The sequence below is a fragment of the Mycobacterium sp. M23085 genome (genome assembly GCF_045343915.1).
GTDB lineage: Bacteria > Actinomycetota > Actinomycetes > Mycobacteriales > Mycobacteriaceae > Mycobacterium.
Map to the genome: position 1 here is coordinate 4589652 of NZ_CP174280.1, position 22516 is coordinate 4612167.

Annotated in this window: 22 protein-coding genes, 1 tRNA gene and 1 pseudogene; 12 read left to right on the forward strand and 12 right to left on the reverse strand. The window is 66.3% G+C overall.

What is annotated here, in order from left to right; genetic code table 11:
• Positions 1-80 precede the first annotated feature (80 nt).
• Entirely contained in the window at positions 81-1325 is a 1245-nt protein-coding gene (locus ACIUM1_RS21630) for an alpha/beta hydrolase (protein WP_406814594.1), read from the forward strand.
• Here the strand turns inward: ACIUM1_RS21630 and ACIUM1_RS21635 are convergent.
• The 4 genes from ACIUM1_RS21635 to ACIUM1_RS21650 are packed head-to-tail and all read right to left on the reverse strand — an operon-like array spanning position 1312 to position 6731.
• Complete coding sequence (locus ACIUM1_RS21635; RefSeq protein WP_406817800.1) at positions 1312-3018, reverse strand: ABC transporter family substrate-binding protein; 1707 nt, start codon at positions 3016-3018, stop codon at positions 1312-1314. The two genes, ACIUM1_RS21630 and ACIUM1_RS21635, sit on opposite strands and share 14 nt — an antisense overlap.
• Positions 2999-4834 carry an ABC transporter ATP-binding protein gene (locus tag ACIUM1_RS21640; protein ID WP_406814595.1) on the reverse strand — a complete coding sequence of 612 codons (1836 nt, stop codon included), beginning with the start codon at positions 4832-4834 and terminating at the stop codon, positions 2999-3001. The genes ACIUM1_RS21635 and ACIUM1_RS21640 overlap by 20 nt, the downstream gene beginning before the upstream one ends.
• Entirely contained in the window at positions 4831-5706 is an 876-nt protein-coding gene (locus ACIUM1_RS21645; RefSeq protein WP_406817801.1) for an ABC transporter permease, read from the reverse strand. The genes ACIUM1_RS21640 and ACIUM1_RS21645 overlap by 4 nt, the downstream gene beginning before the upstream one ends.
• A gap of 47 nt (positions 5707-5753) precedes the next feature.
• Positions 5754-6731, reverse strand: a complete 978-nt coding sequence (locus ACIUM1_RS21650; RefSeq protein ID WP_406814596.1) for an ABC transporter permease — start codon at positions 6729-6731, stop codon at positions 5754-5756.
• 213 nt (positions 6732-6944) lie between these two features.
• On the opposite strand from ACIUM1_RS21650, the gene ACIUM1_RS21655 reads away from it, so the two are divergent.
• Positions 6945-7433: a beta-class carbonic anhydrase gene (locus ACIUM1_RS21655; RefSeq protein WP_406814597.1), complete on the forward strand. Its 489-nt coding sequence runs from the start codon at positions 6945-6947 to the stop codon at positions 7431-7433.
• Between the two features lie 75 nt (positions 7434-7508).
• On the opposite strand, the pseudogene ACIUM1_RS21660 reads toward ACIUM1_RS21655, so the two are convergent.
• Positions 7509-7604: pseudogene (locus ACIUM1_RS21660) on the reverse strand (PaaI family thioesterase); the annotation flags it as partial.
• A gap of 162 nt (positions 7605-7766) precedes the next feature.
• Here ACIUM1_RS21660 and cysD point away from each other — a divergent pair.
• From cysD to ACIUM1_RS21675, 3 genes are read left to right on the forward strand one after another with little or no spacing between them, the layout of a single operon-like run.
• A complete protein-coding gene (gene cysD / locus ACIUM1_RS21665; protein WP_406814598.1) occupies positions 7767-8696 on the forward strand; it encodes a sulfate adenylyltransferase subunit CysD in 930 nt (309 codons plus the stop codon).
• Positions 8696-10537, forward strand: coding sequence for an adenylyl-sulfate kinase (gene cysC, locus ACIUM1_RS21670; RefSeq protein ID WP_406814599.1), 1842 nt, complete (start codon positions 8696-8698; stop codon positions 10535-10537). Before cysD ends, cysC begins: the two co-directional genes overlap by 1 nt.
• A 57-nt stretch (positions 10538-10594) precedes the next feature.
• Positions 10595-11080: an Rrf2 family transcriptional regulator gene (locus tag ACIUM1_RS21675; protein ID WP_406814600.1), complete on the forward strand. Its 486-nt coding sequence runs from the start codon at positions 10595-10597 to the stop codon at positions 11078-11080.
• A gap of 17 nt (positions 11081-11097) precedes the next feature.
• On the opposite strand, the gene ACIUM1_RS21680 is transcribed toward ACIUM1_RS21675, so the two are convergent.
• Positions 11098-11487, reverse strand: a complete 390-nt coding sequence (locus tag ACIUM1_RS21680) for a VOC family protein (protein ID WP_406814601.1) — start codon at positions 11485-11487, stop codon at positions 11098-11100.
• Positions 11488-11533: 46 nt separating this feature from the next.
• Positions 11534-11956 (reverse strand): VOC family protein, encoded by a 423-nt coding sequence (locus ACIUM1_RS21685; protein ID WP_406817802.1) that lies wholly within the window; start codon positions 11954-11956, stop codon positions 11534-11536.
• A gap of 57 nt (positions 11957-12013) precedes the next feature.
• Here ACIUM1_RS21685 and ACIUM1_RS21690 point away from each other — a divergent pair, with 57 nt between their 5' ends.
• Together ACIUM1_RS21690 and ACIUM1_RS21695 are read left to right on the forward strand one after the other, a co-directional pair.
• Entirely contained in the window at positions 12014-12892 is an 879-nt protein-coding gene (locus ACIUM1_RS21690) for an LLM class flavin-dependent oxidoreductase (RefSeq protein WP_406817803.1), read from the forward strand.
• 74 nt (positions 12893-12966) lie between these two features.
• Positions 12967-13839, forward strand: a complete 873-nt coding sequence (locus ACIUM1_RS21695; protein WP_406814602.1) for a tetratricopeptide repeat protein — start codon at positions 12967-12969, stop codon at positions 13837-13839.
• A 27-nt stretch (positions 13840-13866) separates the two neighbouring features.
• On the opposite strand, the gene ACIUM1_RS21700 is transcribed toward ACIUM1_RS21695, so the two are convergent.
• Positions 13867-15594, reverse strand: coding sequence for an NAD-binding protein (locus ACIUM1_RS21700; protein ID WP_406814603.1), 1728 nt, complete (start codon positions 15592-15594; stop codon positions 13867-13869).
• 247 nt (positions 15595-15841) lie between these two features.
• On the reverse strand, positions 15842-16213 hold the full coding sequence (locus ACIUM1_RS21705; RefSeq protein WP_406814604.1) for a nuclear transport factor 2 family protein: 372 nt from the start codon (positions 16211-16213) through the stop codon (positions 15842-15844).
• A 34-nt stretch (positions 16214-16247) separates the two neighbouring features.
• Here ACIUM1_RS21705 and ACIUM1_RS21710 point away from each other — a divergent pair, with 34 nt between their 5' ends.
• Both ACIUM1_RS21710 and ACIUM1_RS21715 read left to right on the forward strand, forming a co-directional pair.
• Entirely contained in the window at positions 16248-16817 is a 570-nt protein-coding gene (locus tag ACIUM1_RS21710) for an NUDIX domain-containing protein (protein ID WP_406817804.1), read from the forward strand.
• Between the two features lie 71 nt (positions 16818-16888).
• Entirely contained in the window at positions 16889-17398 is a 510-nt protein-coding gene (locus tag ACIUM1_RS21715) for a hypothetical protein (RefSeq protein ID WP_406814605.1), read from the forward strand.
• 34 nt (positions 17399-17432) lie between these two features.
• Here the strand turns inward: ACIUM1_RS21715 and ACIUM1_RS21720 are convergent, their stop codons facing one another.
• Together ACIUM1_RS21720 and ACIUM1_RS21725 are read right to left on the reverse strand one after the other, a co-directional pair.
• Positions 17433-17720, reverse strand: coding sequence for a DUF732 domain-containing protein (locus ACIUM1_RS21720; RefSeq protein ID WP_406817805.1), 288 nt, complete (start codon positions 17718-17720; stop codon positions 17433-17435).
• 235 nt (positions 17721-17955) lie between these two features.
• Entirely contained in the window at positions 17956-18621 is a 666-nt protein-coding gene (locus ACIUM1_RS21725) for a glycoside hydrolase (protein WP_406817806.1), read from the reverse strand.
• 93 nt (positions 18622-18714) lie between these two features.
• Here ACIUM1_RS21725 and ACIUM1_RS21730 point away from each other — a divergent pair, with 93 nt between their 5' ends.
• Complete coding sequence (locus ACIUM1_RS21730; RefSeq protein ID WP_406817807.1) at positions 18715-19218, forward strand: nitroreductase family deazaflavin-dependent oxidoreductase; 504 nt, start codon at positions 18715-18717, stop codon at positions 19216-19218.
• Between the two features lie 28 nt (positions 19219-19246).
• Here the strand turns inward: ACIUM1_RS21730 and ACIUM1_RS21735 are convergent.
• Positions 19247-19319: transfer RNA gene (locus ACIUM1_RS21735), tRNA-Arg, on the reverse strand.
• Between the two features lie 127 nt (positions 19320-19446).
• Between ACIUM1_RS21735 and argS the strand changes: the two genes are divergently transcribed.
• The gene (argS, locus tag ACIUM1_RS21740) at positions 19447-21099 is read left to right on the forward strand and encodes an arginine--tRNA ligase (RefSeq protein WP_406814606.1); all 1653 of its coding nucleotides are present in this window, start codon (positions 19447-19449) and stop codon (positions 21097-21099) included.
• Positions 21100-21155: 56 nt separating this feature from the next.
• Complete coding sequence (lysA, locus tag ACIUM1_RS21745; RefSeq protein ID WP_406817808.1) at positions 21156-22514, forward strand: diaminopimelate decarboxylase; 1359 nt, start codon at positions 21156-21158, stop codon at positions 22512-22514.
• Positions 22515-22516 lie beyond the last annotated feature (2 nt).

Sequence of the window (22516 nt, forward strand, 5' to 3'; positions counted from 1 at the left end):
GCTGGTCAAGGTGATTCACAGTGATCCAATGCCGCGCTGGTGCCTGCCCTGCACAATGGGCCCATGGTGGGGCAACACGAATGACGATGACCGCGAAGCGCAACCGGATACAGCAGAAGTTGGCGGAACTGCCCGGCGTGCGGCCCGTGCGCCGGCCGATCTCACCGCACAGCGCCGAAGAGTTCGATCTGTACTACGTGCGCGCCGGCCGCAAGTCCAGCCATCCGCTGGTCATCATTCCGGGCGGTCCGGGGGTGGCATCGATCCAGATGTACAAAGGGCTGCGGCGGCGCGCGGCGGCGGCCGGCCTCGACCTCATCATGATCGAGCATCGCGGCGTGGGGATGTCGCGTCACGACGATTCGGGTGCCGATCTGCCCCCGCAATCGATGACGGTGAACCAGGTGGTCGATGACGTGGCCGCGGTGCTCGACGACGCCCATGTCGAGTCGGCCATCATCTACGGCGCCTCGTACGGCACCTACATCGCTGCCGGTGTCGGTGTGCGCCATCCGCACCGGGTAAAGGGCATGGTGCTCGATTCGCCGTTGCTGTCCCGGCACGACATCGTCATCGTGCGCAGGGCGATCCGCCGGCTGCTTCTGAAGGGCGACAGCCCCGAAACCGCCTCGCTGGCACCGAAAATGCGAAAATTGGTCGACGCCGGGGCCATGACTGCGACGGCAACGCAGGTCGTCGCGACGATCTACGGCTACGGCGGGACCGAGCTGCTCGAGCGGCAACTCGACCTGCTCCTCGATGGCCGGAGATTACTGTGGTGGGCACTGTCCCGCTTCACCACCCTGAGCAACCTACCGTATCGCTACGAAGAAGATCTGGTGAGCCGCATCGCTTTCCGCGAGCTGGACTACGCGGCCGAACCCGACGGCCTGCCGCTCGATCCCGCAGTCGCCGAAAGTAGAATCCGCACCCAGCGGGTGGCTTTCGAGGACGAGCCCTATGACCTGGTGGCCGAAATGCCGAAATTCGACTGGCCCACCGCGGTGGTGTCCGGAGGCCGCGATCTGATCACCCCGCCCGCGGTCGCGCAACGTGTCGCGTCGCTACTGCCCAATGCGGTGCTCTTGAGCTTGCCGAACATGGCGCACAGCGCACTGGATTTTCGCGAGCCGGTCGCGCTCGCCAGTGCCGACGCGGTTCGGCGCGGTGACCTGAAGGGGCTTGTCGCACAGGCGTCGGCGCTGGACGCGCTGCCGCCGCGCCCCGAGGTGCGGCTGTTGTGGAGGGCTCTCGGAGCCGCGGCCGTCGTCGAGGGCGCCCTGCCGATCCCGAATCGGTTACGGCGGCGGCTCAACTCCGCGTGAACCCGATGGCGGTGTAATTGAGGTCGGCCAGACCGGCCGCGCCGAAATTGGCCAGCGTGCTGCGCACCGCGACATCGCCGGGCGACTGGGTCAGCGGAAGGCTGAATCCCTCTGCCCAGATGAGCTTGTCGAGATCATTGGCCAAAGCTTGCGCCTTGCCCGGATCGAGTTCTTCCAGCGTGCCCTCGATGGCGGCGTCGATCTGCTCGCTGCCGATCTTGCCGAAATTGCTCTCCCCGTCGGACTTGTAGATCTGGGTCAGCGCCGAGAGTGGGAAAGCGTCCCCAACCCAACCGAATTGGGCCATATCGAAGGCCCCGACGTTGATGTAGTTGGTGAAGAAGCCGCTGCCCGATCGGGAGACGAGCTCGAGTTTGACGCCGATCTGAGCGAGACTGTGCTGGGCGATCTGGGCGAACTGCCGGCTGCCCTGCGCGTCATAGAACAAATCCCGGATCACCAGCTGCCGACCGTTCTTCTCCCGGAACTGCCCTACCCGTTTCCAGCCCAACGCGTCAAGCTCGCGGCTGGCCCCGGCCGGGTCGTAGGGCACCACCGAGCTGTTGTCCCGATAGCCTTGCTGTCCGGCGACATAGATGTGATTGCCCAGCGCCACCGGGTTATTGGTGAGGCCGTACTGGACAACCTTGGCGATGGTCTGCCGATCGATCCCCTTGGCCACCGCGACGCGCAACGCCTTGTCGGCCAGGATCGAGCCCGGGGCACCGTTGAACGTGAAGTGAGACCAGGCCGCAGCGGGTGCGCGCCGGATCGAGATCCCCTTGGTGCGCTGGGCGATGGTCAGCTGGTCGATGGTGCCGACCCCGGTGGCGTCGATGGTGTTGTTCTGCAGCGCGGGTAACCGCGCGGCATCGTCGAGCACCAGGTAGGTGATGCTGTCCAGCCGGGGCCGCGCGCCCCACCATTTCGGGTTGCGGCTCAACACGATCCGCTGGGTGGTCCGATCCAGCGACGAGACGACGAACGGGCCGGCCGACGGGCCGGGCCCCTCCAGCTGACCCTTGTTGAACGCATCCGGGGTGGCCGTCATGCTCTTGGGCAGCAGCATCCCGTTGCCGGCGAACATGCCGCGCCACTCGGCGTAGGGCTTGGCGAACGTCATGATGGCCTGCCGGTCGTCGACACCGCGGGTCACCGAGGCGACGCGGTCGGCGCCGCTCGGGCCGGCGATCTCGAAGTTCTTGTCGGCACCGCTCAGGGCGTGAATCTGGCTGGCGATGTCCTCCCAGGTGATCGGCGTGCCGTCGGACCACACCGCCTTGGGGTTGATCGTGTACGTAATCACCTGCGGCGCGGTGCCGGTGAGCTCGATGCTGGTGAAGTAGTCATTGTCCACCGTCGTCGAGCCGTCCGGCCCGATGATGAAAGCCCGCGGCAGGGTGGCTTTCATCATCGCGGAGACGTCGGCCGAATTGCCGTCGATGTGCAAGATGTTGAAGTTCGGCGGAAAGTCGGTGAGCGCGAGTCGCAGGTTGCCACCGTCTTGCAGGGTGGCCGGATCGCGGGGGTTGATGTCGCTCGTCGAGCCGATCTGCGCGTTGTGGCCCGTTTCGGGAATCAGGTTGACGGCCGGTGAACAACCCGACAGCACAAGCGTTGTCGCGAGAAACGCCGCCGCCAGCCGGGTGCCCGCACCCGCTTTGCTTCCCCGGCTAGACACGTCGGCCCGGATCCGGTTGCGGCACCGCGGCCAGCAGCCGCCGAGTGTATTCGTGCTGCGGCTCGGCGAAGACCCGTCGGCTGTCGCCCTGCTCCACGATCGCGCCGGCATACATCACGACGACGTCGTGCGCGAGATGCTTGACGACTGAAAGATCGTGAGAGACAAACAGATACGACAAACCGAACCGGTCTTGCAGGTCGAGCAGCAGGTTGATGATCCCGGCCTGGATGGACACGTCGAGCGCGGACACCGGTTCGTCGAGCGCCAGGATCTTCGGTTGCAGGGCCAGCGCCCGGGCGATGCCGATGCGCTGTTTCTGTCCGCCGGAGAACTCTGCGGGGTAACGGACCGCATCGGCGCGGCGCAGCCCCACGATGTCAAGTAGCTCCGCGACGCGCGCATTGGTGCGACTCTTGCCAAACCCGTTGGCTCGCAGGGGCTCCGCGAGCAGCTCGAACACCGGCAGCCGTGGGTCCAGCGACGCGACGGGATCCTGGAAAACGACCTGGATGTCGCGCCGCAGCGATCGCCTGCTCGCCGCATTCAGCGCGGTGACGTCGGTGCCCAGCACTTCGATCGAACCCGATTCTGGCCCAGTGAGTTCCAAGATCTCGTGCAACGTGGTCGACTTGCCCGAGCCGGACTCGCCGACGATGCCCAGGGTGCGGCCCTGCCGCAATTCGAAGCTGACGCCGTCGACGGCGCGGACCTCGCCGGCGCCGCGGCGCAACACGCCCTTCGTCAGCCGGTAGGTTTTGGTCAGATCGCGCACGCGAATGACCACCGATGTGTCCGCGGATTCGGGTTGGTGGGCTTCGGTACTCACCCCGTAGATGTCCGCGGCGCTTCGCCCGTCGACCTGATCGGTGCGGATGCAGGCCGCCCGGTGATCGGTGCCGACGAAGAGCAATTCCGGCTCCTCGAGCCGGCATTGGTCGATGGCCAGCGGGCAGCGCGGGGCGAAGGGGCACCCGGGTTCCAGCCTGGCCAGCGGCGGTGGCGCACCGGGGATCGGCACCAGCCGGGTGCCCTGTGCGGCGTCGAGCCGCGGAACCGAGCCCAGCAGGCCGACGGTGTAGGGCATCCGGCGATCCCGGTAAAGGTCATGCACGGAAGCGGATTCGACGACCCTGCCGGCGTACATCACCAGGGCGCGATCGGCGAACTCGGCCACCACACCGAGGTCGTGGGTGATGAAGAGCACTCCCGCGCCGGTGATGTCACGCGCCGTTTTGAGCACCTCGAGGATCTGCGCCTGCACCGTGACGTCCAGCGCGGTGGTGGGCTCGTCGCAGATCAACAAGTCGGGGTCGTTGGCGATGGCTATCGCTATGACCACCCGTTGCCGCTCGCCGCCGGACAACTCGTGTGGAAACGCGCGGACGCGTCGCTCCGGCTGCGTGATTCCGACCAGCTCCAGCAATTCCACCGCTCGCCGGCGAGCGGCCCTCTTACCGACCTGCGGCTGGTGGATCTCGATCGCCTCGGCGATCTGGTCACCGACGGTGTACACGGGCGTCAGCGCGGACATCGGATCCTGGAACACCATGCCGACCGTCTTGCCCCGCAATCGCGACATCGCGTCATCGCCGAGGCCCAGCAGTTCGGTGTCGTGCAGTCGGACCGAGCCCCGAACCTGCGCGTACCCGGGCAGCAGACCAATGGCCGCCATCGCCGAAACGGACTTCCCCGAACCGGATTCGCCGACCATGGCGACGACTTCTCCGGGTTCGACGCGGTAGCTGATACCGCGCACCGCCGTCACCGGATCGCCGGCCGTGGCGAAGGTGACCGCCAGATCGGTCACCTCGAGCAGCGCACTCATCGGGCCCCACCGCCCGGCCCGGCGCTACCCGGGTCGAGCGCATCCCGCAAGCCGTCGCCGGTGAGGTTGGCACACACCAGGATCAGCACCAGCACGCCCGCGGGAAACAGAAACACCCATGGAAAGGTGGTCGCCGATTGGGTGCCGTTGGCGATCAGCGTACCCAGCGACACGTCCGGTGGTTGAATGCCGAAGCCGAGGAAGCTCAGGCCGGTTTCGGCCAGGATCGCCGACGCGACGTTGAGCGCGGCGTCGATGATCAGAATGGAAGCCACGTTGGGCACCACGTGGCCGACGATGATCCGACTGCTGGACACTCCCATATACCTTGCGGCCCGGATGAATTCGCGCTCACGCAGACTCATGGTCATACCGCGCACCATGCGCGAGCTGACCATCCAGCCGAAACCGGCCAGCAGCAGAACCAGCATCAAGACATTGGCCGAGTTCTTGATGCGGGGCGTCACGATGGCGATGAGGATGAAGCTGGGCACCACCAACAGCAGGTCGACCACCCACATCAGCACGCGATCGCGCCAGCCACCGAAATAGCCCGAGATCGCCCCGACGGTGGCGGCGATGCCGGTGGAAATCACCGCGACACAGATACCGATCAGCATCGACTTCTGCATCCCGCGCAGGATCTGCGCCAGCAGGTCTTGCCCCAGCGCGTTGGTGCCCAGCCAGTGGCGCGCGTTGGGCGGCTGCAGCAGCGCGGTGAAATCGAGGTCGTCGTAGGAATAGGGCAGCACCGCGGGCAGCGCGTAGCAGCCGACGAACAACAGCACCAACAACACCAGCGACGCCACCGCGAACCTGTTGCGGGCGAACCGCCGAAGTACCAGGGTGCGGCGTGAGGTGAAATCCGCCACTTCGTGCCCCGAAAAGCCATGAGCCCCATCGATATCCGCCTGAGACGTCATGACACCCGAACCCGCGGATCAAGGGCCGCGTAGAACACGTCCGAAAGGAGGCCGGCCAGCAGCACCACCGCACCGGAGAACACAGTGATCGCCGCGATGATGTTGGTGTCCTGAGTCGCTATACCCTGCACCAGCCATTCACCCATGCCGTGCCAGCCGAAGATCTTCTCCACGAACACCGCCCCGGTCACCAGCCCGGCCACCCCGTAGGCGAACAGCGTGGCCAGCGGGATCAGCGCGGTGCGCAGCCCGTGCTTGACCAGCGCCCGCCGGCGGGTAAGCCCTTTGGCGCGCGCGGTGCGGATGAAGTCCTGGCCGAGGACGTCCAGCATCGCGTTGCGCTGGTAACGGCTGTATCCCGCGGCGGCGGCCAGGGCCAGCGTCAGCGACGGCAAGACCAGATGCCGTAACCGGTCGAGAAGGTGTGCGCCGGCCCCGCCCGGCACGCCCGGTGACGTCTCCCCGGTGTAGTCGAAGACGTGCATACCCACGGCCCAGTTCACCCGCAGCGCGCCGAGGATCAACAGGCTGGCGATCACGAACGTCGGGGTGCTGAGAATAAGCAGGGCGACCATGGTGACCACGCGATCGCTGAGTCGGTACTGGCGGATGGCGCCCCACGCCCCGGCCGCGACGCCTCCCACGGTGCCCACCAGCGAACCGATGATCAGCAGGCGCAGGGTTACTCCGACGCGACGCCACAGCGTCGTTCCGACCGGCTGCCCGGTGACGGTCTTGCCGAAGTCGCCGCGGACCGCGTGCGACGCCCAGTGTGCGTAGCGGATCGGTATCGGCTCGTCCAGTCCGAGCGTGTGCGCCCTGGCGTCGATCACGGCTTGCGGCGGCCGGGGGCTGCGCTGCAACAGGCTGTCCAGCGGCTTGAAGGCCACCGATGTCAGGCAGAACGTCAGAAACGATGCCAGCGCCAGCAGCACGACGTAGTTGAGCAACCGGCGTGCCAGAAACCGCGTCATGCCCGTCCGCACACCCCACGTCGCATTGGGACAGGCTATCGAGCCGGCAGCGCAGCGTCGCGCGGTGCAGTTGCCCGGCGCGTTCGGTGTCGTTTCCGATCCGCTTGATTCTCACCGGTGAATCGCGTGCGATCGGTTGCTAGGATCCACCGCGGTACCGCGCCGTGGCAAACGCCGCGCGGTTCAGGCCGCGACACTGCCAAGGAGGCTTGCGTGACGGTTACCGATGATTACCTAGCCAACAACGCCGAATATGCGAGCACATTCAACGGACCGCTGCCGATGCCGCCCGGCAAACATGTCGCGGTCGTCGCCTGCATGGACGCTCGGCTCGACGTCTACCGCATCCTCGGGCTCAACGAGGGCGAGGCTCACGTCATCCGCAACGCCGGCGGCGTCGTCACCGACGACGTCATCCGCTCACTGGCCATCAGCCAACGCCTGCTGGGGACGCGGGAGATCATTCTGATTCACCACACCGATTGCGGGATGCTCACCTTCACCGACGACGACTTCAAACGCGGCATCCAAGAGGAGACGGGCATCAAACCGCCCTGGGCGGCCGAGGCTTTCGCCGACCTCGCCGACGATGTCCGCCAGTCGCTGCGCCGCATCGAGGGCAGCCCGTTCGTCACCAAGCACGTCTCCGCGCGCGGATTCGTCTTCGACGTGGCGACCGGCAAGCTCGAGGAAATCACCTGATCCACCGTTGGGCACCAACGTAACCACCCGGCGGACGACCGCGGGGATGCTCGCGGTCGGATTACGCTCGCGGACTCAACCGACTTTGTAGGTCGCCAGGGCCTTGGCGACCAGCGTGCCCTGCGGGCGCGACCGCTCGGCGCGGGTGGCCGGGCGGCTTCGGGGGTGGCGCTCATCCCCCTATGTTTTCGCGTTCGCGTCGGCCACAACAATGCCGCCGTGACTCTGACCCGAACTGTCCGGCCGCGGTTGACAGCTTTGGCGCGAACTGGTCTTATATACCGTTAAGATGCCAAATATGGTCAGTTCTACCATGTTTTATCAGAGGAAGCTATGACCGGTGACGTCAAGGTGGCTCCCGCCGCCGGACAGTACGAATTGAGTCATCTGCGCTCGCTGGAGGCAGAGGCGATCCACATCATTCGTGAGGTGGCCGCGGAGTTCGAGCGCCCGGTGCTGCTGTTCTCGGGCGGCAAGGATTCCATCGTCATGCTGCACCTGGCGCTGCGGGCATTCCGTCCCGGGCGGTTGCCCTTCCCGGTGATGCACGTCGACACCGGGCACAACTTCGACGAGGTGATCGCCACCCGCGACGAGTTGGTCGCCGAGCACGGGGTGCGCTTGGTGGTCGCCTCGGTTCAGGAAGACATCGACGCCGGCCGTGTCGTCGAGCCGCGCCAGGGACGCAACCCGATCCAGACCGTCACGCTGCTGCGTGCGATCCGGGAGAACAGGTTCGACGCGGCATTCGGCGGAGCGCGCCGCGACGAAGAGAAGGCCCGCGCCAAGGAGCGGGTGTTCAGCTTCCGTGACGAGTTCGGCCAGTGGGACCCGAAGGCGCAGCGGCCCGAGCTGTGGAACCTCTACAACGGACGGCACCACAAGGGCGAGCACATCCGAGTGTTCCCGCTGTCCAACTGGACCGAATTCGACATCTGGTCCTACATCGGCGCCGAGAACATCGCGCTGCCGTCGATCTATTACGCGCACCAGCGCAAGGTCTTTCGCCGCGACGGCATGTTGCTCGCGGTCGACCGCAACATGCAGCCGCGCGATGACGAGCCCGTGTTCGAGGCGACCGTGCGGTTCCGCACCGTCGGGGACGTCACGTGCACCGGATGCGTGGAATCGGAGGCCGCCACGGTCGACGAGGTCATCGCCGAGACCGCTGTGTCGCGGCTGACCGAACGCGGGGCGACCCGGGCCGACGACCGGATCTCGGAGGCCGGCATGGAAGACCGCAAACGGCAGGGATACTTCTGATGACAACGCTATTGAGGCTCGCCACAGCGGGTTCCGTCGACGACGGCAAGTCCACCCTGATCGGTCGGCTGCTCTATGACTCCAAGGCCGTGATGGAGGATCAGTGGGCGGCGGTGGAGCAGACGTCCAAGGACCGCGGTCACGACTACACCGACCTGGCGCTGGTGACCGACGGCCTGCGCGCCGAGCGCGAACAGGGCATCACGATCGACGTCGCATACCGCTACTTCGCCACTCCCAAGCGAAAATTCATCATCGCCGACACCCCCGGCCACATCCAGTACACCCGCAACATGGTGACCGGCGCGTCGACCGCTCAACTGGTGATCGTGTTGGTCGATGCGCGTCACGGCTTGCTCGAGCAGTCCCGCCGGCACGCCTTCCTGGCGTCCCTGCTGGGCATCCAGCACATCGTCCTCGCGGTCAATAAAATGGACCTGATCGATTGGGACAGAGAGAAATTCGAGGCGATCCGGGACGAGTTCCACGCGTTCGCCGCACGCCTGGATGTGCACGACGTGGCCACCATCCCGCTATCGGCGCTGCACGGTGACAACGTGGTGACCAAGTCGGACCAGGCACCTTGGTACGAGGGCCCGGCGCTGCTGTCGCACCTCGAAGAGGTGTACATCGCTGGTGACCGCAACTTGGTCGACGTGCGGTTCCCGGTGCAGTACGTCATCCGCCCGCACACCCGCGAGCACCAGGACCACCGCAGCTACGCCGGTACCGTCGCGAGCGGGGTCATGCGCCCGGGCGATGAAGTGGTGGTGCTGCCGGTGGGCAAGCGCACACGCATCACCGCCATCGATGGGCCGAACGGCCCGGTGGAAGAGGCCTTCCCGCCAATGGCCGTGTCGCTGTCCCTGGCCGACGAGATCGACATCTCCCGCGGCGATCTGATCGCCCGCACCCACAATCAGCCGAGGATCGCGCAGGAGTTCGACGCGACGGTGTGCTGGATGGCCGACAATGCGGCCCTCGAGCCCGGCCGCGATTACGTCATCAAACACACCACCCGCACCACGCACGCCAAGGTGACGGCGCTCGACTACCGGCTCGACGTCAACACGTTGCATCGGGACAAGGCAGCAACGGCGTTGCAGCTGAACGAACTCGGCCGTATCTCGCTGCGTACCCAGGTGCCGCTGCTGCTCGACGAGTACACCCGCAACCCCAGCACGGGGTCATTCATCCTCATCGACCCGCACACCAACGGAACGGTGGCGGCGGGGATGGTGTTGCGCGATGCTTCGGCGCAGGCCGCGAGCCCGAACACGGTGCGGCACAAGTCATCCGCGATCGCCGAGGCCCGGCCTCGGGGCAAGACGGTCTGGTTCACCGGTTTGTCCGGTTCCGGCAAGTCGTCGGTGGCCATGCTGGTCGAGCAGAAGCTGCTCGAAAAGGGAGCACTGGCTTACGTTCTCGACGGTGACAATCTGCGGCATGGGTTGAACGCCGACTTGGGCTTCAGCATGGCCGACCGAGCCGAAAACCTGCGCAGGCTGGCGCATGTGGCGGCGCTGCTCGCCGACTGCGGCAACGTCGTGCTGGTACCGGCGATCAGTCCGCTGGCCGAGCAACGCGAATTCGCGCGCAACGTGCACGCCGAGGCCGGGTTCGATTTCATCGAGGTGTTCTGCGACACCCCGATCGAGGAATGCGAAAAGCGTGATCCCAAAGGCTTGTATGCCAAGGCGCGCGCCGGGGAGATCACCCAGTTCACCGGCATCGACAGCCCGTATCAAGCGCCGGCGCACCCCGACCTGCGGCTGACCTCGGACGGTACGGTGGAGGAGCAGGCGCAGCGGATCATCGACCTGCTTGAATCACGCGGGTAGCCGCCAGATCAGCCAGGCTGCGCCGAAATCGCGCCGTCGGGTGGCACAATCCTGTGAGTGCGCATGTCGGCGAAGGCGGAGTATGCCGTGCGGGCGATGATCCAGCTCGCCACGGTGCCCGACGGAACGCTGGTGAAGACCGACGATTTGGCCCAGGCGCAGGGCATTCCGCCGCAATTTCTCGTCGACATCCTGACCAACCTGCGCACCGACCGGCTGGTGCGGAGCCATCGCGGTCGTGAGGGTGGCTACGAATTGGCCCGCTCCGGCGAAGACATCAGCATTGCCGACGTGCTGCGCTGCATCGACGGACCGTTGGCCAGCGTCCGTGACATCGGGCTCGGCGACTTGCCGTATTCGGGGCCGACGGCCGCGCTCACCGATGTGTGGCGGGCGCTGCGGGCCAGCATGCGGTCGGTGCTGGAAGAGACGACGCTGGCCGACGTCGCCACCGGTAGCCTGCCCAAGCATGTCGCGCAGCTGGCCGATGACTACCGCAAGCAGGAAAGCCTGCGGCACGGCACGGCGCGCACCGGCGACTGAACGCGGCGCGTGCTCGCTCAGCCCGCCGATCCGTACGGGCTGGTGAGGATCTCCATGGCGTGGCCGGAGGGGTCCGGGAAATAGACTCCGCGCCCGCCGTGGCTGTGGTTGATCTCGCCCGGGCGTTTGGCGCCCGGGTCGGCCCAGTGCTGCAGGCCGCGCGACTGGATCTTGGCGTAAATGGTGTCGAACTCCTGCTCCGACACCAAGAACGCATAGTGCTGCCGCGGGATGTCGGCGCCGTCGGGGGCGTCCGCGTAGTCGAGACTCACACCGTGTTCGAGTTCGACAACCATGAAGTGGCCGAAGGGCTTTGGGCTGGGTAGGCCGAAGAGCTCGGTGAGAAACTTCGCGGATTCGTGTTTGTCGCGGGACGCGACGATGGTGTGGTTGAAACTGATGGTCATAGTTCTTTCCAGTCAACCACCATGCACCCGGCACGACAACGCCGCGCTACTTCGGTGCGGTTAGCTCCAGGGCGATGTTGTCGGGGTCGCGGAACTCCAGGATGTAGGACGGCCCAATGTCTTTGACCGGCTCGTGAACCACTTCCAGCTCATCGAGATGCGCTGCGGCCAAATCTAATTCGTCTTTGCTGGCGACCCGGAAGGCAATGTGGTCGAGTCCGACGCGATCTTCGTCGAAACGGTCCGCGGCGACCGGCCGGAGTCCGAGCAGCGTGCCGCCCAGGTCATAGATGACGCCGCCGAACAGGAAGCTCAACTGATTACGGGTGGGCTCGTCGGCGTTCTCCGGAACCTCGATCAACACCGGCCAGCCGAACACGCTCTCGTAGAACTGCCGTGACCGCTCGATATCGGTCACGGTCAATCGGACATGCGCGATGGAACTACAGGTGAACGCCACTCGCTCCATGGTTCCACTGAAGCACCGCATGTTAAACATGCCAGAATCGCCGTCGTGCAGATAGCGATGACCATGCCGGTGATGGAACCGGACCTGGATGCGACGGTGCTCGAGACGTGGGCGCGCTTTATTGACGAGGGCCCGTTCTCATCGCTGTGCTGGGGCGAGCGGATCGCCTTCGACAACCCGGACAACCTGACATTGCTGGGCGCGTTGGCCGCCTGGACCAACCGGGTGCGGCTGTTGACCACGGTCATCGTGCCGCAGCTGCACGATCCCGTCATGCTCGCCAAGGGTCTGGCCACCGGCGACCTGCTCAGCGGCGGCCGGTTGACCGTGGGTCTCGGGGTGGGCGGTCGGCACGAGGACTACCACGCCGTGGGCGCCGATCCGGCGACACAGACGATGCGCGGCATGGCCGAACGCGTCGCCGTGATGAAGCGTGTCTGGGCGGGGGAGAAGACCACCGACTCGGTGCTGCCCGTCGGACCCGCCCCGGTCCAGCCTGGTGGTCCGCCGCTGTTCGTCGGCAGCATCGGGCCGAAAACCATTCGCAGCGCGGCCCCGTGGGCCGATGGGCTGGCCGGCACCACGCTGGACCTCGACGTCGCCAGGCAGGACGAGCTGTTCGACGTGGCCCGCGCAGCGTGGGCCCAGGCCGGCAAACCCAAACCCCACCTGATCACGTCGTTTTGGTTCGCCTTCGGGTCGCCCGAGGGCTCTCGCAACCAGATCCACCGTCATCTGCGGCGCTACATGAACTGGATACCGGGCGAATACGTCGACGCAATGGCGCCGATGACGGGCTGGGCCGGCAGCGAGGACGAGCTGCTGGACGTGTTGCGCAGGTTCTCCGAGATCGGCACCGACGAGGTGCAGCTCATCCCGACGAGCTCCGATGTCGATCAGCTTCGTCGCGCCGCGGATGTGGCGTCGCGGCTGTAGTCGCCGTTTGCGGCATCGCCGCAGTTCAACTGGGGTGAATTGCCGGGTGGGCGCGACGGCGATTTCATTATCGAATGCCGCAGCAGGAATTGCCCGCCCCGCTGGCCGAACTGACCGGGCTGATGACGGAATGCGCGAACAACGGTGATTACGCGGGGGCTGCGCGACAGGCGAACGAGCTCGTCACCCTGTGCCGGGCCACGCTGGGCGAGCGTCACCCCACTGTCCTCGAACTCAAGGTGTCGCTAGCCACCCTGCAGCTGCGAGCGGGCGACGAAACCGTCGCCTACCAGGAGTTCGCGCGGCTGCTACCGGACCTCGTCGAGGTACTCGGTCGCGACCACCTCAGCACCCTGAGCGCTCGCCACCTGCTGGCGGGCCGGCACCAGCATTCGCTGTCATCGCTAGCCGAATGGTCGCAGCTTTTCGCCGACGAACAACGCATCTTGGGGGCCGACCACGAGAGTGTGCTGGTTACCCGCGAGAAGATCGCCGAGAAGCGTTGGGAGATAGGCGATCGCGTGGGAGCGATGGCCGAGGGTGAACACGTCCTTGCCGCGCGGCGGCGCGTGCTCGGTGACGACCACGTCGACACTCTGGGCACCAGATTGCTGCTGGCGATATGGCGCGGCCGGGCGGGGGACGTCCCCGGGGCCGTCGCCGAGCTCGAGCCGTTGATCGGCGACCTGCACGACAAGCTGGGAGACGACCACGTTCACCTGCTGATGGCCCGGCACATGTTCACCCTGTGGGCCCCGGACCGGGCCGGCGTCACCGACGCGGTCGCCGCCTGGCAGGCGCTGGTGGAACAGGAGACCCGCGTACTCGGTAACGAGCACCCGGTGACCGCGGCGGCCCGCCACCAGCTGGCCAAGTCGTGCGCCCGGCGCTGTGACCACGCGGCCGAACCCGGCGGCCACCGGTCGCTGGGCTGGTCTGCTTCCTGATCCCGAGCGGGTCCTGAGCAGCCACCTTCAGGTCGCCGCTTTATCGGCCGGGCGCTCGTCGTTGACGGCGGGCTCCTGGGGAGGCTGCCCCTTGCGCAGCGCCTCCAGCAGCTCGCGGTAGGGCCCCACCAGGTAGACGGTGTCACCGCCGCGCAACCACGCATCCCGGCGAGGGTGTAGCTCGGGGGGCGTCTCGCGGCGGGTGATCGCGATGACCCGGGTCTGCGTGGACATCTCAAACATTCGCACCCCGTCGAGTTCGCTCCCTGCCGCCACGTGCATGGCGCCGACCATGAAGGAACGCTGACCGACCGAGAAAGTCCCCAGCACCTGCAGGCCCATCGCGGCGCCGATGAACCAGGGCGCGGCCAGGTCGACGATCGAGCGAACATTCCCAAATCCGAACCGCTTGGCCACCGCGTCGCCGAGGTTGCGGTCATAGATACGCAGCACGATGGGCACGTCGGACCGGTTGACCTCAGGCATTACCCGCGGACCCAGCATTTCGCGCAGCACAATCCCGATCTCGATGTTGACTATGTCCTCCTGAGTCAGCACCGCAACGGCCCGGGCGCGGTCGATGCGGGCCGATGCCAGCGTCTGGCGCAGGGTCGCATCCCCGAAGATCACCGGCACGTCGAGTTCGGCTGCGGTCGACAGGAATCGGTTGTTCTCGTCGCGCTCGATCACCGCGACGTCGTATCCGGCGGCAGTCAGATCGGCGACGACACGGCTGCCGAAAGAGCCCAGTCCGACGACGATGATGTGGTCGCGCAGGTGGCGGGCCCGCCGGGCGCCGGCCGATTGGAGGAAGCGCCGCGAGAGCAGCAGGTCCGCCACGAAAGCGACGAGAAGCGCGGTAGTCGTTACGCCGCCGAACATCATGGCGACGGCAAATACTCGTAGCCACGGGGCTTGCCGCGCGAAGCTGAATTCGCCATAGCCGACCGTGGTGAGGGTCTCTGAGGTGAAGTACAACGCATCCAGCCAGGACAACCGCGGCCTTCGATAGGCGTAATGCATCACGAGGGTTGACGCGAGCACCAAGGTGAGCGCGGCGATCAGCGCCGGCAGAATCAGGGGGTTCACGTCGTCGCGTACAGCGCGCGCAGCGTCCAGTACACGGCGCAACCAGGATTGGCGAGAACGTGTCGCCGTCGGCCGGGGGACACCGATGCCGCGGGCGGCCAGCTCGTCGGGGGTGCCGATCATGGCTGTCCAATCACCGGCGCGCACCTGATGGTCTCGACCGGGACACGGCACCACCTCGCCGGGAGCGGCTGAGTTCTGGCCATGAATCACCGCTACCGGTGCCAGGTCGCCGTAGATCTCGCGAAGGCTGGCGTCATACGGCGCATCGGCTCCCGACACAACGAATTTGATGCCGGCCGCCTCGACGGGGTGTGTGTTGCTCGACAGACAGGCCTCGACCACCGACGGCGCCGCGAGGTCGGCGACGTCCAGGATGGCGCCGGGACCGTTGTCGGCGGCCACCGCCGCCCGCAGCACGTCGTTGCCCAACCGGGCGACCACGCGCACGTTCGGGTTCGTTCTCCTTGCCAGCAAGGCGATTTCGAGGTTTTTCGCATCGTCGTACCCTGCGCAGACGATGGCGCTTGCGCGGGCAAGATCGGCGCCGGCGAGTTCCTCGCTGTCCAACTTGGTGATGGTGGCGCCCGCGCGGTTGAGTTCCTCGGCGATCGTCATGGCGAGCGCGTCGTCACCGCTGACGATGATGTGGCGGCGCGTACTCATGGATCCCCACCTATGCCGACATTGGCGCTCACTTGCTGCTACGACTATCGGGCACCGTGCCGCTTGATGCCAGCGCGACATGTCCTCTGTCTTGCGGGGAGATACCCGATGCGCATCGGCGCTTAACGGGCCATGCCGGGACTGGGTGGCCGAGCTGCCATTGGAGTCGCGGTCGATGACACCGTATTGCGGCGGCGGCTGTCCGAGCATCGTTGGCGTCGGCTGGTGGCCAACGCAATTGACGGATCTACAAGACCCGAACGTCGGCGGGCGACCAGAACGCGCGCATCGAGGTGATCTTGGCCTCCCCGTCGAACGACATGGTGGAGATGGGCGAAATTCGGGTGCGGCTGTCACCGGCGTCGAGCGTGAGGTGCCAGAAGAAGGCCGCCTCGCTGCCAGAGATCCGTAATTCCGCCAGTTCGGTGTCCTTCTTCGCGTCTTGAAATCCCGCATAGAACGCCCGGATGGCGTCATGCCCGCGGCGAATGGCGGACCCGATCGGATCCTCGATGGTGGCGTCGGCGGCATAGAGCGTCACGATGTCGTCGGCGGTGCCCGTCGCGACCAGCGCGAGGTATCGACTGACGGTGTCGGTGATGGCTTCTGGGGACGGCATAGCCTCGGACGCTACTCCGGGCCACCGCCACCGGATGAGTTGCGGTATTCACGGCAATATTGGCGGCGTGACTTTCATCGAACGCCTCGCGAGCCGCGAGATCTACCGGAACCCGTGGATGGTGCTGCGTGAGGACGACATCCGCCGCCCCGACGGCAGTGCGGGCATCTACAGCGTCGTCGACAAGCCGGCCTATGCGCTCGTGATGCCCTACGACGGGCACCGCTTCCGGCTGGTCGAGCAGTACCGCTATCCGCTCGGCGAGCGACGCTGGGAGTTTCCCCAAGGCACCGCTCCGGACCTGGTCGACGCCGAACCGGCCGAGTTGGCCGAGCGTGAGCTCCGTGAGGAAACCGGTTTGCGCGCAACGTCATTCGAGGTACTCGGCCACCTCGACGTCGCACCGGGAATGACCAGCCAACGCGGCTGGGTGTTTCTGGCCACCGGCATCGCCGAGGGGGAAGCCGACCTCGAGCACGAGGAGCAGGACATGCGCAGTGCGTGGTTCTCGCGTGCCGAGGTCGAAGAAATGATCCGCGGCGGAATCATCGCCGACGCGCAGTCGATCGCCGCGTATGGACTATTCCTGTTGCGAGACCGATAAACCCGCAACAGCACCGCGATCGTGTCCGCGCCGAGATCGCGCCGCGTCGTCGAAAGCCCACCATTGACGCAATGCGGCCGTGGTATCGGGTAATAGCGGTGCTGGCTGCCGTCACCGCATCGGTCGCGGGAGCGCCCGGAACAGGCGCGCACGCACTCGCACCGTCGTGGAACGGCAAATACTCACTGGTGAGGTATGCGGTCAGCAAAACCGGCACCAGCGTCGCCGCCGCGCAAGCCGAACCGACCTTCAGCGCGGATTACGTCTTCACCACCGCATGCTCGTCGGGCAGGTGCGTGGCAACCGCCACCAACGGCCCGACGCCGAAGAACCCGACGCTGCCCCAGCCGTCGCACTACACCTGGGACGGCGCCAAGTGGGTCGAGCGCTTCGACTTTCAATGGGATTGCTATATGGGCGAAGGCGTTTCGAAGGTGTGGGCACCCGCGAGGTCGTGGGCCTTCTATGCGCCGCAGCCCGACGGATCGCTACGCGGGACCTGGCACACCGACATCAACAGCGGTCCGTGCAAAGGGACCGTCGAAATGCCGGTGGCGGCGTTCGCCGCCGGGCCGGCATGACGGGGACGCCGTCCAGACAGCGCCCTACGACGGGTTAGGGGCAGTAGTTGGATTCCGCGGCGCTCACGATAGCTGTGGCGTCGGCGTAGTTGAACGAGCTGTTCAAGCCGGAGTGAACATCGGTGGCCAGCTCGTCCGGTGTCTTGCCCGCGGCGCGGTCCGAGCAGATGGCGTGACCGAGCGAGATCAGCGTGCCTTCCCCTCCGGGCTGCCACACCACGCCGATCTTCTGCAATTGACCTAGGTACCCGTCGTCGTCGGCGACGGCGACTCCGCTACCTACCGTTAATGCGGCAGCAACGACGGCCGGAACACACAACATGCGTAACCCGCAAACAGTCCTCATACTCGGCTCCTTCTCCGATTAGTGGCGATAACGGCCTCATTATGCGGCCAGCAGCAAGGAATTGCGCGACTAACAGCAAAAGCCAACACATGATCACAGCGCAACTATGTCCAGAGTCAGCAATCGAGGATCTGGGCTGGGGCAAACACGCTGGCTGGGTTGGCTCTCTCCGATCGAACGCACGGCGTCGCCGCGCCCCGCCCTTAGCGGATCAGTCCGGCGGGGTGGGGGTCATCGAGGCGATGTAGTAGGTCTCGTGCCCGGTCGGGTAACCGCCTCCGCCGGTAGCAATATGAACGTGGTCGTAATGGTCAGCGGTCTCTGAGCCCAGGTCCGCCATCCAGTTGCCCCCACCGACGCCCGGATAGATCTTCTGCCGCCAGATCACGTGGTTGATGCCCCATCGTTTCGCGTTCGCCAACGCGTAGCCGGCGATCTGGTTGCCGAGCTCGATGCCTTCGGGACTGCGGTAATTCGGGATCATCACGTCGATAGCCAGCCCGTTGGGATGCCACGGTAACGCGTCCTCGCGGTATCCATAGATGGTCTTGATTTGCGGAAAGAGCACGCTGATGACGCGGGCCGCCCAGATGGTCTTGACCTGCAACCGTTCCTCAGATCCCACACTGTGGGGCAACGCGAGCTGGAATTGCTGGCCGGCAGACGGGGCGGGCGGTGCCAGCGCCGTCAGTGATTCCACCTCGGCCGGACTGGCGGGGCGCGCCCCGTGGGTCGGCGCGGCCGCCGTGGTGGCGGGGGCCGCCGCCGGCGTTTCGACGCAGCACCGAGGCTGTGTGTGCTGGGCGTAGATCATCGCAGCGGAGACGACCAGCGAGGCCGGAAGTGCCAGCCAACGGTCCCGACCGTTCGCCAACATCCTTAGGTTCACGACCAGCAGCTTAATGTCCACTGTGACGCGCGTTACACGATTTGAAGAACACTGGTGCTCGGCGCGGGCCACAATGACACCATGTCCGGACGGTCGTTCGATGATGCGAACGCTTTTCATCGGACGATGCGCCGCTTCGCATCCACGACCGTGGGGGTGGCGCTTCTTCGCCCGACCGCGCACCACCTCGACCGCCTCGTCGCCAAGGCCACCGGCGGTAGGAGCAGCTTCGCCGAAATCGCGACCGGCATCCCGGTGGTCATGCTCACCACCACGGGCGCCAAGTCCGGTGAACCCCGCACCGTCGCCGTGTACGGCATCCCCCATCCGGACGGCCTGGCCCTCATCGCGTCCAACTTCGGCGGTACCAAACACCCTGCCTGGTACCACAACCTGAAGGCCAATCCGGAAGCGACAGTCACGATCGGGCGCGACACGTGGCAGGCCACCGCGCGACGCGCGACGCCGCGTGAGCGTGACGAGATCTGGGCCAAGGGCGTCGAGCTGTATCCCGGCTGGCGGAAGTACGAAGTGTGGGCCAAAGATCGGCACATCGAGGCGTTCGTGCTGGCACGAGGTGAGTGACCGGCACCGTTTCGGCTGCTAGAAAGGGTGCCCCCGGCAGGATTCGAACCTGCGGCCTTCTGCTCCGGAGGCAGACGCTCTATCCCCTGAGCTACGGGGGCGCACCGACGTGCCTGTTGCGCCATGGGGCTTTCGAACAAGCACGGACAGACTAACGCATCCGGGTGGCCACCCCGCCACCGCAATGGATTCGGGGCGCGGGCACCCCAGCCAATAGGATGGACGCTCGTGACCCCCGCTGACCTGGCTGAGCTGCTCAAAACCACCGCCGCCGCGGTGCTGGCCGAGCGCGGCCTGGATGCTGGCGCGCTGCCGCAAACGGTCACCGTGGAGCGTCCCCGCAATCCCGAGCACGGCGATTACGCCAGCAACCTGGCACTGCAGCTGGGCAAGAAGGTCGGCGCCAACCCCCGTGAGCTGGCCGGATGGCTGGCCGACGCGCTGTCGCAGGCCGACGGCATCGCGTCGGCGGAGGTGGCCGGACCCGGCTTCATCAACCTGCGCCTGGAGGCGTCGGCGCAAGCCGTCGTCGTCAGCAACGTCATCGACGCCGGCGACCGCTTCGGACACTCCGACGCGCTGGCCGGCCGCAACATCAACCTGGAATTCGTGTCGGCCAACCCGACCGGACCGATCCACATCGGCGGCACCCGGTGGGCCGCCGTCGGCGACGCGTTGGGCCGGCTGCTGTCCACCCAGGGCGCCGCCGTGGTGCGGGAATACTATTTCAACGACCACGGCGCCCAGATCGACCGCTTCGCCAGCTCGCTGATCGCCGCGGCCAAAGGCGAGCCCACCCCGGAAGACGGTTACGCCGGCGCCTACATCCACGACATCGCCGCCCAGGTGTTGCAGAAGGCGCCCGACGCGCTGAGCCTGCCCGACGCCGCGATGCGCGAGACCTTCCGCGAAATCGGTGTCGACCTGATGTTCACCCACATCAAGGAGTCGTTGCACGAGTTCGGCACCGACTTCGACGTCTACACCCACGAAGACTCGATGCACACCAAGGGTCTGGTGGACGAAGCCATCGGCAGGCTGCGCGAGACCGGCAACATCTACGAGAAGGACGGCGCAACGTGGTTGCGTACCAGCGCTTTTGGTGACGACAAGGACCGCGTCGTCATCAAGAGCGACGGCAAGCCGGCCTACATCGCCGGTGACATCGCCTACTACCTGGACAAGCGGCAGCGCGGCTTCGACCTGGCCATCTACATGTTGGGGGCCGACCACCACGGCTACATCGCCCGGCTCCAGGCCGTGGCGGCGGCGTTCGGCGACGATCCGGCCACCGTCGAGGTACTCATCGGGCAGATGGTCAACCTGGTCCGCGACGGCCAGCCGGTCCGGATGAGCAAGCGGGCCGGAACCGTGATCACCCTGGACGACCTCGTCGAGGCGATCGGCGTCGACGCCGCCCGCTACAGCCTGATCCGTTCCTCGGTGGACACCCCCATCGACATCGACCTCGCGCTGTGGTCGTCCGCGTCGAATGAAAACCCGGTCTATTACGTGCAATACGCGCACGCCCGGCTCTCGGCGCTGGCCCGCAACGCAGCCGAGCTGGGACTGATCCCCGACACCGGGCACCTCGAACTGCTCAGCCACGACAAGGAGGGGACGCTGCTGCGCACCCTCGGCGAATTCCCACGGGTGCTCAACACGGCGGCGACACTGCGCGAACCCCACCGGATTTGCCGGTACCTGGAAGACCTCGCCGGTGACTACCACCGGTTCTACGACTCGTGCCGGGTGTTGCCGCAGGGCGACGAGCAACCGACCGATCTGCACACCGCGCGCCTGGCGCTGTGCCAGGCGACCCGTCAGGTGATCGCCAACGGGCTGGCGATACTGGGCGTCACCGCCCCGGAGCGAATGTGAACGTCCACCCCGCCGGTCCCCGGCACGCCGAAGAGGCCCGTCACGCCGAAAGCCCGCTGCGGCCACAATCCCCCGAGGAGTTGCTGCTCCTGGCGCCGAATGTATGGCCCCGCAACACCTCTCGTGACGACGCAGGAGTCGCCAGCATCGCGGGAGTCACGGTGACCAACCTCGCCCACGAGTACGGCACCCCGCTGTTCATCATCGACGAGGACGACTTCCGGTCCCGCTGCCGCGAGATCGCGTCCGCCTTCGGCGGCGGCGAGAACGTGCACTATGCCGCAAAGGCGTTTCTGTGCAGCGAGATTGCGCGCTGGATCGACGAGGAAGGTCTGTCGCTCGACGTGTGCACCGGCGGCGAGCTGGCCGTCGCGCTGCACGCCAACTTCCCGCCGGAGCGGATCACCTTCCACGGCAACAACAAATCCGTCGCCGAGTTGACGGCCGCGGTCAAAGCCGGCGTCGGCCATGTCGTGTTGGACTCGATGGTCGAGATCGACCGCCTCGACGCCATCGCGGCGGAGGCGGGCATCGTCCAGGATGTCTTCGTCCGTCTCACCGTCGGTGTCGAGGCGCACACCCACGAGTTCATCTCCACCGCACACGAGGACCAGAAGTTCGGGTTGTCGCTGGCCAGCGGTGCGGCACTGGAGGCCGTCGGCAAGGTGTTCGGAACCGGGCACCTGCGGCTGGTGGGCCTGCACAGTCACATCGGCTCGCAGATCTTCGACGTCGCCGGCTTCGAGATCGCCGCGCACCGGGTCATCGGCCTGCTGCACCAAGCCGTCGAACAATTCGGCGTCGAGAAGACCGCACAGATCTCCACCGTGGATCTCGGTGGCGGACTGGGCATCTCCTACCTGGCCGCGGACGATCCGCCACCGATGGGTGAGCTGGCCGCCAAGCTGAGCGAGATCGTGCGGAACGAATCGGCGGCCGTCGGATTGCCCACCCCGCGGCTGGTGGTCGAGCCGGGCCGGGCCATCGCCGGGCCAGGCACCGTCACGCTCTACGAGGTGGGCACCGTCAAGGACGTCGACGTGAGCGCCACCGCACATCGGCGCTACGTCAGCGTCGACGGCGGCATGAGCGACAACATCCGCACCGCACTCTATGACGCGCAGTACGACGCCCGACTGGTCTCGCGGCTCAGCGATGCACCGGCAGAACTGGCCCGCGTCGTCGGAAAGCATTGCGAGAGCGGCGATATCGTCGTACGCGACACCTGGGTGCCCGGGGACCTGCGACCCGGCGACCTGATCGGGGTGGCCGCCACCGGCGCCTACTGCTATTCACTGTCGAGCCGTTACAACATGATCTGCCGCCCAGCCGTCGTCGCGGTGCGCGACGGGCGCGCGCGTCTGATCCTGCGTCGTGAGACGGTCGACGATCTACTGAGTCTGGAAGTGAGGTGAAC

Excerpts from the sequence above, each read along its gene's own strand:
- ACIUM1_RS21630 (WP_406814594.1), top strand. The coding sequence starts at position 81 with ATGACGATGACCGCGAAGCGCAACCGGATACAGCAGAAGTTGGCGGAA.
- ACIUM1_RS21640 (WP_406814595.1), bottom strand. The coding sequence starts at position 4,834 with ATGAGTGCGCTGCTCGAGGTGACCGATCTGGCGGTCACCTTCGCCACG.
- ACIUM1_RS21650 (WP_406814596.1), bottom strand. The coding sequence starts at position 6,731 with ATGACGCGGTTTCTGGCACGCCGGTTGCTCAACTACGTCGTGCTGCTG.
- cysD (WP_406814598.1), top strand. The coding sequence starts at position 7,767 with ATGACCGGTGACGTCAAGGTGGCTCCCGCCGCCGGACAGTACGAATTG.
- cysC (WP_406814599.1), top strand. The coding sequence starts at position 8,696 with ATGACAACGCTATTGAGGCTCGCCACAGCGGGTTCCGTCGACGACGGC.
- ACIUM1_RS21680 (WP_406814601.1), bottom strand. The coding sequence starts at position 11,487 with ATGACCATCAGTTTCAACCACACCATCGTCGCGTCCCGCGACAAACAC.
- ACIUM1_RS21685 (WP_406817802.1), bottom strand. The coding sequence starts at position 11,956 with ATGGAGCGAGTGGCGTTCACCTGTAGTTCCATCGCGCATGTCCGATTG.
- ACIUM1_RS21690 (WP_406817803.1), top strand. The coding sequence starts at position 12,014 with ATGACCATGCCGGTGATGGAACCGGACCTGGATGCGACGGTGCTCGAG.
- ACIUM1_RS21695 (WP_406814602.1), top strand. The coding sequence starts at position 12,967 with ATGCCGCAGCAGGAATTGCCCGCCCCGCTGGCCGAACTGACCGGGCTG.
- ACIUM1_RS21700 (WP_406814603.1), bottom strand. The coding sequence starts at position 15,594 with ATGAGTACGCGCCGCCACATCATCGTCAGCGGTGACGACGCGCTCGCC.
- ACIUM1_RS21705 (WP_406814604.1), bottom strand. The coding sequence starts at position 16,213 with ATGCCGTCCCCAGAAGCCATCACCGACACCGTCAGTCGATACCTCGCG.
- ACIUM1_RS21710 (WP_406817804.1), top strand. The coding sequence starts at position 16,248 with ATGAGTTGCGGTATTCACGGCAATATTGGCGGCGTGACTTTCATCGAA.
- ACIUM1_RS21715 (WP_406814605.1), top strand. The coding sequence starts at position 16,889 with ATGCGGCCGTGGTATCGGGTAATAGCGGTGCTGGCTGCCGTCACCGCA.
- ACIUM1_RS21720 (WP_406817805.1), bottom strand. The coding sequence starts at position 17,720 with ATGTTGTGTGTTCCGGCCGTCGTTGCTGCCGCATTAACGGTAGGTAGC.
- ACIUM1_RS21725 (WP_406817806.1), bottom strand. The coding sequence starts at position 18,621 with ATGTTGGCGAACGGTCGGGACCGTTGGCTGGCACTTCCGGCCTCGCTG.
- ACIUM1_RS21730 (WP_406817807.1), top strand. The coding sequence starts at position 18,715 with ATGTCCGGACGGTCGTTCGATGATGCGAACGCTTTTCATCGGACGATG.